Source organism: Candidatus Methylomirabilota bacterium, from assembly GCA_036001065.1.
Taxonomy (GTDB): domain Bacteria; phylum Methylomirabilota; class Methylomirabilia; order Rokubacteriales; family CSP1-6; genus MNEF01.
Map to the genome: position 1 here is coordinate 1 of DASYUQ010000158.1, position 8,170 is coordinate 8,170.

At 69.1% G+C, this 8,170-nt stretch carries 10 protein-coding genes; 9 read left to right on the top strand and 1 reads right to left on the bottom strand.

All coding sequences use genetic code 11. The features are described from left to right. The coding region (locus VGV13_15405) for a LysR substrate-binding domain-containing protein (protein ID HEV8642478.1) at positions 1 to 659 on the bottom strand (659 nt) is incomplete at its 3' end. 71 nt (positions 660 to 730) lie between these two features. Here VGV13_15405 and VGV13_15410 point away from each other — a divergent pair. The 9 genes from VGV13_15410 to ndk all read left to right on the top strand — a co-directional run. Continuing rightward, positions 731 to 1,516, top strand: a complete 786-nt coding sequence (locus tag VGV13_15410) for a hypothetical protein (protein ID HEV8642479.1) — start codon at positions 731 to 733, stop codon at positions 1,514 to 1,516. Then, positions 1,513 to 3,318, top strand: a complete 1,806-nt coding sequence (locus tag VGV13_15415) for a fumarate reductase/succinate dehydrogenase flavoprotein subunit (GenBank protein ID HEV8642480.1) — start codon at positions 1,513 to 1,515, stop codon at positions 3,316 to 3,318. Before VGV13_15410 ends, VGV13_15415 begins: the two co-directional genes overlap by 4 nt. A 14-nt stretch (positions 3,319 to 3,332) precedes the next feature. Further along, a complete protein-coding gene (locus tag VGV13_15420; protein ID HEV8642481.1) occupies positions 3,333 to 4,070 on the top strand; it encodes a succinate dehydrogenase/fumarate reductase iron-sulfur subunit in 738 nt (245 codons plus the stop codon). A 27-nt stretch (positions 4,071 to 4,097) separates the two neighbouring features. Further along, positions 4,098 to 4,484: a RidA family protein gene (locus VGV13_15425; GenBank protein ID HEV8642482.1), complete on the top strand. Its 387-nt coding sequence runs from the start codon at positions 4,098 to 4,100 to the stop codon at positions 4,482 to 4,484. Positions 4,485 to 4,601: 117 nt separating this feature from the next. Next, positions 4,602 to 5,771 carry an ADP-forming succinate--CoA ligase subunit beta gene (sucC, locus tag VGV13_15430; protein ID HEV8642483.1) on the top strand — a complete coding sequence of 390 codons (1,170 nt, stop codon included), beginning with the start codon at positions 4,602 to 4,604 and terminating at the stop codon, positions 5,769 to 5,771. A gap of 163 nt (positions 5,772 to 5,934) precedes the next feature. Continuing rightward, positions 5,935 to 6,447, top strand: coding sequence for a hypothetical protein (locus tag VGV13_15435; protein HEV8642484.1), 513 nt, complete (start codon positions 5,935 to 5,937; stop codon positions 6,445 to 6,447). A gap of 17 nt (positions 6,448 to 6,464) precedes the next feature. Continuing rightward, entirely contained in the window at positions 6,465 to 6,896 is a 432-nt protein-coding gene (locus VGV13_15440; GenBank protein HEV8642485.1) for a DUF2846 domain-containing protein, read from the top strand. Position 6,897: 1 nt separating this feature from the next. Then, entirely contained in the window at positions 6,898 to 7,770 is an 873-nt protein-coding gene (gene sucD / locus VGV13_15445; GenBank protein HEV8642486.1) for a succinate--CoA ligase subunit alpha, read from the top strand. After that, a partial coding sequence (ndk, locus tag VGV13_15450; GenBank protein HEV8642487.1) for a nucleoside-diphosphate kinase occupies positions 7,767 to 8,170 on the top strand: 404 nt, incomplete at its 3' end. The genes sucD and ndk, both read left to right, overlap by 4 nt.

Consider the following 8,170-nt stretch of genomic DNA (forward strand, 5'->3'; position numbering starts at 1 on the left):
GCGAACGTCGGCTCGACCCCGGCCGCCGCGCACGCCGCGAGCGTCGTTGCGCGCAGGTCGGAGCCCTCGCGGAACATCACGAGCGGCACGCCGCGCAGGTCGGCGAAGCCGATGCGCTTCCGCTCGGCGAGCGGATGGCTCGAGGCGACCGCAAGGACGAGCTCCTCGCGGAGGATGGGCGTCGTCTCGAGCGAGCGGTGCGTGACCGGCAGGATCACGAGCGCGAGGTCGAGGCTGCCCTGCTCGAGCTCGCGCACGAGGTCGCGGGAGCCGGCCTCGTGCAGCTTCAGCTCGATACCCGGGTACGTGGCGTGGAACTTCCCGAGGGCTTGGGGAAGGATCGCCGTGGTGATGCTCGGGGTCGCGCCGATGCTCATGCGTCCACGCCGTATGCCGCCCGTCTCGCGCGCCTCGTCGATCGCGGTGGCGAGGTCGGTGACGGCCTGGCGCGCCCACGGGAGGAACGCCTCGCCCGCGGTCGTCAGTGTGAGGTTCCCGCGAGTCCGGTGGAGGAGGGTGGTCCCGAGCTCCTCCTCGAGCAGCCGGATCTGCTTCGAGACCGCGGGCTGCGCCACTCGGAGGCCGCGTGCGGCGCGGGTGAAGTGGCGCTCCTCGGCGACCGCGATGAGGTAGCGCAGCTGGCGGAGCTCCACGTCCATAGCGTATCGCTATCGTGACCATCGCATTCATATCTTTGCCTTCTCAGCGAGGCGTTCGTACCGTGAGGCCGATGGCGACGACCGCGCTACCGGCGCGCCAGCGGACGCTGCGGCGCGATCTCTGGTGGCTCGAGCCCGCGTGGCTCTTCGCGCTCTTCAGCCTTTTCGTCGTGTACTCGTTCTTCGCGGGCATCGCGAACGCGGACTACTTCGTCGACCCGTACCTCTCGCCGTTCTACTCGCCGTGCATCACCGCGAACTGCGCGCACCTCACCGTCGGGCCGATCGTCGGGTCGTGGTGGAACCTCGCCCCCGCCATCTGGATCGTGGGCTTCCCGCTCACGTTCCGCCTCACCTGCTACTACTACCGCAAGGCGTACTACCGCGCGTTCTTCTGGGCACCGGCGGCCTGCGCGGTCCCGGACGCGAGGGCGAAGTACGGCGGCGAGACCAGGATCCCCTTCATCTGGCAGAACATCCACCGCTTCACGTGGTACCCTGCGGTGCTCCTCGTCTTCATCCTCGGCTACGACGCCGTGCTCGCGTTCCGATTCCCGACGGCGTCCGGCGGATACGCGTTCGGCATCGGCCTCGGTTCGCTGCTCATGACCGCCAACGTCGTGCTCATCGCCCTCTACACGTTCTCGTGCCACTTCTGCCGGTACCTCGTCGGCGGCCGCTTCGACCGCTTCCACCTCCGGCCGGTCGCGCTCCGCCTGTTCCAGGCGGTGTCGTGGCTGAACGGGCGCCACGGCAACTACGCGATCCTCAGCCTCCTCAGCGTGGGCCTGACCGACCTGTACATCCGCCTGCTCTCGATGGGCGTGGTCTCGGACCCGCGGATCGTGTTCGGATGATCGCCCGGCCCGACCGCGACGAGCGCGAGTACGACGTCGTCGTCGTCGGCGCCGGCGGCGCCGGGATCCGCGCGGCCATCGAGGCGAAGGCGCAGGGCGCGCGGACCGCGCTCGTGTGCAAGTCCCTCTTCGGCAAGGCCCACACGGTCATGGCCGAGGGCGGGATCGCGGCAGCGCTCCGGAACGTGTGGAAGGAGGACGGCTGGGACGTCCACTTCCGCGACACCATGCGCGGCGGCAAGCTGCTGAACAGCTGGCGCATGGCGCAGCTGCACGCGCTGGAGGCGCCGGACCGCGTGCTCGAGCTCGAGGAGTGGGGCGCGATGTTCGACCGGACGCCCGACGGCCTGATCCTCCAGCGCGACTTCGGCGGCCACCGCTACGCGCGCCTCGCGCACGTCGGCGACCGCACGGGCCTCGAGATGATCCGCACGCTGCAGAACAGGGCCGTCGAGCTCGGCATCGACGTGCTCATGGAGTGCACGATGCAGCGGCTCCTCGTCGACGACGGGCGCATCGCGGGCGCCTTCGGCTACTGGCGCCAGACCGGGCGCTTCGTCCTGCTGCGCGGAAAGGCCATCGTCCTCGCGACCGGCGGGGCGGGGAAGGCGTGGAAGGTCACGTCGAACTCGTGGGAATACACGGGCGACGGCATGACGATGGCCCTCGACGCCGGCGCGGACCTCATCGACATGGAGTTCGTGCAGTTCCATCCGACGGGCATGGTCTGGCCGCCGAGCGTGCGCGGGATCCTCGTCACCGAAGGCGTGCGCGGCGACGGCGGCACCCTCAAGAACAGGGATGGCGAGCGCTTCATGTTCCGCTACATCCCCGAGTTCTTCCGCGCCGAGACCGCCGACAACGAGGCGGAGGCGGACCGCTGGTACGAAGACAAGAAGAACAACCGGCGCACGGCTGACCTCCTGCCCCGCGACGAGGTGGCGCGCGCGATCAATTCCGAGATCAAGGCCGGGCGGGGCAGCCCCCACGGCGGCGTCTTCCTCGACATCTGCACGCGCCGCCCGGCCGACTACATCCGGCGGCGCCTGCCGTCGATGTACCACCAGTTCAAGGAGCTGGCCGGCGTGGACATCACCAAAGAGGTGATGGAGGTGGGGCCGACCTGCCACTACGTGATGGGCGGCGTCCGCGTGGACGCCGACACCACGCAATCCACGGTGTCCGGGCTCTTCGCCGCCGGCGAGGTGGCGGGCGGCATGCACGGCTCCAACCGGCTGGGGGGCAACTCCCTCTCCGACCTCCTCGTCTTCGGCCGCCGCGCCGGGCTGCACGCGGCGCTCCACGCCAAGGATTTCGGCGGCCGGCTGGCGGCGGACCGGGCGCAGCTCGAGGCGATCGCGCGCGAGCTGCTCGAGCCCTTCACCCGGTCGGGGAACGAGAACCCCTACGCCATCCAGGCCGACCTCCAGGAGGCGATGCAGGACCTGGTCGGCATCATCCGCACCGAGACCGAGCTCCGGCACGCGCTCCGGAAGATCGAGGCCCTCAAGGATCGCGCGAAGAAGGTGCGCATCGGAGGCGGGCGCACGTACAATCCGGGCTGGCACACGGCCCTCGATCTCCAGTCGCTCCTCACCGTGGCCGAGTGCGTCACCCTGGCCGCCATCGAGCGCACGGAAAGCCGCGGCAGTCACACCCGCGACGACTATCCGAAGACCGACGCGGAGTGGGGCAAGGCCAACGTGGTGGTGCGCCAGAAGAACGGGACGATCCAGTTCACCCGCGAGCCGCTGCCGGAGATGCCGGCCGAGCTCCGGGGACTCCTCGAGGAGAAGAAGTAGTGCCGACCTACACCATGCGGGTGTTCCGGGGCGACGCCAGCCGCGGCAGCTTCCGCGAGTACCGCGTCGAGACCGACCAGGGCATGGTGGTCCTGGACGTCATCCACCGGATCCAGGCCACCCAGGCCTCCGACCTCGCCTGCCGCTGGAACTGCAAGGCCGGCAAGTGCGGCTCCTGCAGCGCGGAGATCAACGGCAAGCCGCGTCTCATGTGCATGACACGAATGAACACGTTCGCCGAGGGCGCCCCCATCACCGTGGCGCCGATCCGGGCGTTCCCGCTGATCAGGGATCTCGTCACCGACGTGTCCTACAACTACGAGAAGGCCAAGACCGTGCCGCCGCTCCGGCTCAAGCCGCCCGACCCCGACGGCCGGTACCGGATGATGCAGGAGGACATCGACCGCATCCAGGAGTTCCACAAGTGCATCGAGTGCTTCCTCTGCCAGGACGTCTGCCACGTCATCCGCGATCACGACTTGAAGCGGCAGTTCGCCGGCCCCCGCTTCTTCATCAAGGTCGCCGCCCTCGACATGCACCCGCTCGACACCCGCAACCGGACGGAGTTCGTGGCCCGGGAGGCGGGGATCGGGCTCTGCAACGTCACCAAGTGCTGCACCGAGGTTTGCCCCGAGGGAATCCACATCACCGACAACGGCATCATCCCGATGAAGGAGCGGAGGGCCGACGACTACGACCCGATCGTCTGGCTGCTGCGGAAGTTCCGCGGCCAGCGCCCAGAGCCTGCCTGATCGTCGTCGGTCGCAGGGAGGTGCGCGATGAGGGAGTGCGTGCGGACTCATGCCTGGCACGAGACGCGCGCCTTCTCCTCGGCGGTGAAGGTGACGGGCGGCACCCTGGTCTTCCTGGCCGGGATGACGCCGGTGGACGAGCAGCGGCGGCTGGTGGGTCCCGGCAACTTCGACCAGCAGGTCGGGCAGGTCTGGGAGAACATGCGCCTGGCCGTGGAGAAGGCGGGCGGCCAGCTCTCGGACGTCGTCACCATGACCGTCTTCCTCACCGACCTGGGCCACGGCAACCGCTTCATCGAGCTGCGCCGGCAGAAGTTCGGGCGGGACTTTCCCGCCAGCGCGCTCATCGGGATCAACCAGCTGGCGATGCCCGGCATGCTCATCGAGATCCAGGCTATCGCCGCGATCCCCTAGTGCCGTTCCAACTATTCGCGCCTAGGAAGGCACCGTGTACGTCGTTCGTGGACAGATTTAGTATCAACAAGTTGGAACGGCACTAGCGCGGTCCCCCGGGATGGAGTCCGCCCGCGCATGAAGATCCACGAATACCAGGCCAAGGCGCTGCTTCGCGCGTTCGCGATCCCCGTGCCCGCCGGTGACGTGGCCGACACGCCGGCCCAGGCGCGCGCCGTCGCCGAAAAGATCGGGGGCCGCGTGGTCGTGAAGGCGCAGGTGCACGCCGGTGGTCGTGGCAAGGCGGGCGGGATCAAGCTGGCCGACGATCCGGCCGGCGCTGAGTCCGCGGCCCGGCAGATTCTGGGGATGAGGCTCAAGACGCCGCAGACCCCGCCCGAGGGCATCCTGGTGCTCAAGGTGCTGGTCGAGGAAGCCTCGGCCGTCGCCCGGGAGCTCTACCTGTCGATCACGCTCGACCGCGCGCGCGCGACGCCCGTGGCGATGGCCTCCGAAGCCGGCGGCATGGAGATCGAGGAGGTGGCCGCCCGCAGCCCCGAGAAGATCCTCCGCGAATGGGCCCACCCCGCGCTCGGGCTCGGCGACTTTCAGGCCCGGCGGTTGGCGTTCGGCCTCGGCCTGGCCGGGGAGACGCTGAAGCAGGCCGTGGCGCTCGTCCGTAACCTCTTCCCCCTCTATCTCGCCAAGGACGGCGCGCTGGTCGAGATCAACCCGCTGGTGGTGACCAGGGACGGCCGCGTGCTGGCCCTCGACGCCAAGCTCAACTTCGACGACAACGCCTTGTACCGCCACCCGGAAATCGCGGCACTTCGAGACACCCATGAAGAGGATCCACTTGACGTCGAGGCATCCAAGTACGGCCTGAACTACATCAAGCTCGAGGGCAACGTCGGCTGCATGGTCAACGGCGCAGGACTGGCCATGGCCACGATGGACATCATCAAGCTCGCCGGTGGGGAGCCCGCCAACTTCCTCGACGTCGGCGGCGGCGCCTCGCCCGAGCAGATCGAGAACGCGTTCCGGATCCTCTCCTCGGACCCCAGTGTCAAGGCGGTCTTCATCAACGTCTTCGGCGGCATCCTGCGTTGCGACCGGCTGGCCGAGGGCGTGATAGCGGCGGTGAAGAAGCTCGGCCTCCGGCTGCCCGTCGTCGTCCGCATGGAGGGCACCAACGTCGAGCTGGGCAAGAAGATGCTGGCCGAGTCCGGCCTGGCCCTCACCACCGCCGACGACATGGGTGATGGCGCCCGCAAGGTCGTCGCGCTGGCGCGAGGGACGAAAGCATGAGGAGGCCGCCATTTCGAGCGCCGGCTCTGCCGGCGCAATCCGTTCTGGGGGAGGTTTCGGAGGGGGCCCTCGCGGCCCCCTCCGATATCGACATGGGCGATGGGGCGCGCAAGGTGGTCGCCCTGGCCCCGGGCCGGAAATGAGCCGCGAGCGCGCAGGACGGATGGGCGCGGGCCCGGTCGTCGCCCTGCTCGCCATGTTCCTGACGGGGTGCGCGGCCGAGATGCTTGTGCAGCCGGCCCCAGACGCGGCGGCGCCTGAGTTCCGACTTCCGGCGCGGATCGTGTACGGCGGCAACCGGGAATACCTTCCGCGCAACCTCACCGACGGCGGCTCCGGCGCCCGCCTCACGGTACGCTACGCCTATGATGTCGTGCACGGCGGCGAGCGGACCAACCTGTTCGGCGTCATGTTCAATCCCGCCGCGATGCTGGGGCTGCCGGTGATCGGCAAGGACACCGTCGCCGTCAGCGGCCGCCTGGAGGTCCTCCGGGGCGAGGAGGTCGCCAAGACGTACGACGCGACGGCCGCCCTCACGAACCGACCGAGTCTCTTCTACGAAGGGGAAACCTACACCGAGATGCGGCGGCGCGGCCTGCTGGCCGTCCGGGACAGCATCGAGAGTCAGGTCGCTCGGGACCGGGAGTCGCTGGGGCGGCTCCTCGGCTCCGACTGACCGGGGAGGCCGCGACGATGAGGGCGCGACTGATCGGGTTGGTGGTCGTGGCGGGAATAGCCCTGGCTGGGTGTGCGACGGGCGCGCCGTTCCGGAAGATCGAGACGATCCCTTCGGGCAAAGCGGTGATCTACATCTACCGGCCGTCGGCGCTCGGTCCCGCAGTCCAGTACGACGTCAAGCGCGGCGACACGGTCATCACGACGATGAAGGCCCAAGGCTACTACCCGTACATCACCGATCCTGGCGAGGTCGAGCTGTGGGCCGAGACCGAGTCCAAGGCTTCGGTGACGCTCGACGTGAAGCCCGGCGAGGTCTACTTCGTGAAGGCGGGCATCGGCATGGGGTTCTTCGTCGGCCGGCCGCGGCTGCAGGTGGTGCCCCGCGAGGAGGGCGAGAAGGAGATCGCCGAGTGCTGCAAGTTCGTGGAGAGCGAGGCCTCCAAGTAGGATGAGCATTCTCGTCGACAAGAGCACGCGCGTCGTCGTGCAGGGCATCACCGGCCGCGAAGGGGCCTTCCACGCCGCGCGCTGCAAAGAGTACGGGACGACCGTCGTGGGCGGCGTCACGCCGGGCAAGGGCGGCACGACCCACGAGGGCTTTGTCGTCTGGAACACGGTCGGCGAGGCCGTCGCTCGGGAGGGCGCCAACTGTGCGCTCATCTTTGTGCCGCCGCCGGCGGCGGCCGACGCCCTCATGGAGGCGGCCGCGGCGGGCATCCCCCTGATCGTCTGCATCACCGAGGGCATTGCCGTGGCCGACATGGTCCGGGCCCGGCACTTCGTCGCGGGGACGCCGAGCCGGCTCATCGGCCCCAACTGCCCGGGGCTGATCACGCCGGGCCAGGCCAAGGTCGGCATCATGCCTGGCCACATCCACAAGCCCGGCCCTGTCGGCGTCGTCTCACGGAGCGGCACCCTGACCTACGAGGTCGTCGGCCAGCTCACCGCGCGCGGCCTGGGGCAGACGACGTGCGTCGGGATCGGCGGCGACCCGGTCACGGGAACGAGCTTCGTGGACGTGCTGCGGCTCTTCAACGACGATCAGCAGACGCGGGCCATCATGATGATCGGCGAGATCGGAGGCACCGCCGAGGAGGAGGCGGCGGCCTTCATCAAGACCCACGTCGAGAAGCCCGTGGTCGCGTTCATCTGCGGCCAGACGGCGCCGCCCGGACGGCGGATGGGCCACGCCGGAGCTATCATTGCCGGCGGCAAGGGGACGGCCGCGGAGAAGATGAAAGCGTTGGAGGCCGCCGGGGCGACCCTGGTGCGGAGCCCGGCCGACATGGGAGCGACCGTGCAGAAGGTACTCGGACGATGAGCCCCCAAAAGATCGAGCGCACCCTGGCCATCATCAAGCCCGACGCCGTGACCAAAGGTGTGGCGGGCCAGATCATCACCCGGATCGAGCAGGCAGGTCTCAAGATCCTGGCCGCGCGCCTCGTCCACATGACACCCGAGGACGCCGCCGGCTTCTACGTCGTCCACAAGGACAAGCCGTTCTATCGGAGCCTCTGTGCCTTCATGACTCAGGGGCCGTGCCTGGCGATGGTGCTGGAGGGCGAGAACGCCATCCAGCGCTGGCGCGACCTGATGGGCGCCACGGACTTTCGCAAGGCCGCGCCGGGGACGATCCGCGCCGAGTTCGCCTCCTCGATCGAGGCCAACGCCGTCCACGGCTCCGACTCGCCCGAGTCGGCGGCGTTCGAGATCGCCTACTT

Excerpts from the sequence above, each read along its gene's own strand:
- VGV13_15440 (HEV8642485.1), top strand. The coding sequence starts at position 6,465 with ATGAGGGCGCGACTGATCGGGTTGGTGGTCGTGGCGGGAATAGCCCTG.
- VGV13_15410 (HEV8642479.1), top strand. The coding sequence starts at position 731 with ATGGCGACGACCGCGCTACCGGCGCGCCAGCGGACGCTGCGGCGCGAT.
- VGV13_15425 (HEV8642482.1), top strand. The coding sequence starts at position 4,098 with ATGAGGGAGTGCGTGCGGACTCATGCCTGGCACGAGACGCGCGCCTTC.
- VGV13_15420 (HEV8642481.1), top strand. The coding sequence starts at position 3,333 with ATGCGGGTGTTCCGGGGCGACGCCAGCCGCGGCAGCTTCCGCGAGTAC.
- VGV13_15415 (HEV8642480.1), top strand. The coding sequence starts at position 1,513 with ATGATCGCCCGGCCCGACCGCGACGAGCGCGAGTACGACGTCGTCGTC.
- VGV13_15435 (HEV8642484.1), top strand. The coding sequence starts at position 5,935 with ATGGGCGCGGGCCCGGTCGTCGCCCTGCTCGCCATGTTCCTGACGGGG.
- sucD (HEV8642486.1), top strand. The coding sequence starts at position 6,898 with ATGAGCATTCTCGTCGACAAGAGCACGCGCGTCGTCGTGCAGGGCATC.
- sucC (HEV8642483.1), top strand. The coding sequence starts at position 4,602 with ATGAAGATCCACGAATACCAGGCCAAGGCGCTGCTTCGCGCGTTCGCG.